The organism is Endozoicomonas sp. SESOKO4 (genome assembly GCF_024606275.1).
In genome coordinates this window covers 1-1,117 of sequence record NZ_JAHHPS010000014.1, presented here as the reverse complement: position 1 = coordinate 1,117, position 1,117 = coordinate 1, and the positions used below count along the sequence as shown (strand labels likewise).

At 49.4% G+C, this 1,117-nt stretch carries 1 protein-coding gene; it reads left to right on the top strand.

The annotated features are described in order from the left end of the window. On the top strand, positions 1-902 hold a 902-nt coding region (locus tag KDK16_RS00195), incomplete at its 5' end, for a WD40 repeat domain-containing protein (RefSeq protein WP_257274165.1). Between the last annotated feature and the right edge of the window lie 215 nt (positions 903-1,117).

Sequence of the window (1,117 nt, the reverse complement as noted above, 5' to 3'; positions counted from 1 at the left end):
TTTCCCATACTGGTCAGCTCAATTCTGCTACCTTCAGCGTTGATGGCCGCCGTGTGATGACGGCCAGTTTTTATACGGTGAAAATCTTTGTTCAGAGGGACGATGGGTCATGGGAGTCAGAGGAGATTATTAACCTTGTTAGTCCGGTCAATTCGGCCATGCTCAGCCCCAATGGCCATTTTCTGGCGCTCTGCGGTACAGATTATGCTGTAAAAATCTATGCTCAGGGGGTCGCTGGATCATGGGTAGAAAAATTCACCATTCAACACAAAAACGTAATCAACCGGGTCAGTTTCAGTGCTGATAGCTGCCACCTGTTAACCGCCAGTTTCGATAACACAGCGAAAATCTGTGACCTGCAGGCTGATGGATCATGTAAACAAATAATCTCGATTCATCATGTTGAGGCTTACTGCTCAGCCAACTTCAGCGCCGATTGTCGCCATGTGTTGACCGGCAGTTGGGATGGCAAGGCGAAAATCTATAGTCGGGAGGGCGCGTCATGGAAAGAAAAAGTCTGCATTTCCCACAACAGCGAACTCACCTCAGCCAACTTCAGTGCCAATTGCCATTATGTGGTGACCACCAGTGAAGATGACACGGCAAAAATCACTGGCCTGCAGGCCGATGGATCATGGCAGGAAGAAGCCAGCATTACCCATGAGCACATCGTCCTCTCAGCTAGCTTCAGTGCCGATAGTGGTCATATGGTCACCGCCAGTGTGGATGGTAAGGCGAAAATTTGTGGTCGGAAGGCCGATGGGTCATGGCTGGAAAAAGCCACCATTCAACACGATAGAGACGTCATTTCAGCTGCTTTCAGCGCCGATAGCCGACATGTGTTGACTGTCAGCGAAGATAACAAGGCGAGAATCACTGAGCTATTGAAGAGCAATGGATAATCGCAGGTTTTCTAACAGTTCTGAAGTTGATCGCATGCGTATCATGCTTACTCATACTTCTACCTTTCTGGTTTATTGTGTGTGCTACGTTGTCAGGAGTGCCTGGCCAGCAAGCCGGCCAGGGTAGAGATCAGTTTATGATTTTCCAGGAACCGTCTTCCTGCAGGCAGGCTTGTCCCCAAGCATCCTCGGTTTGACCGCCTACCGTAATGGAC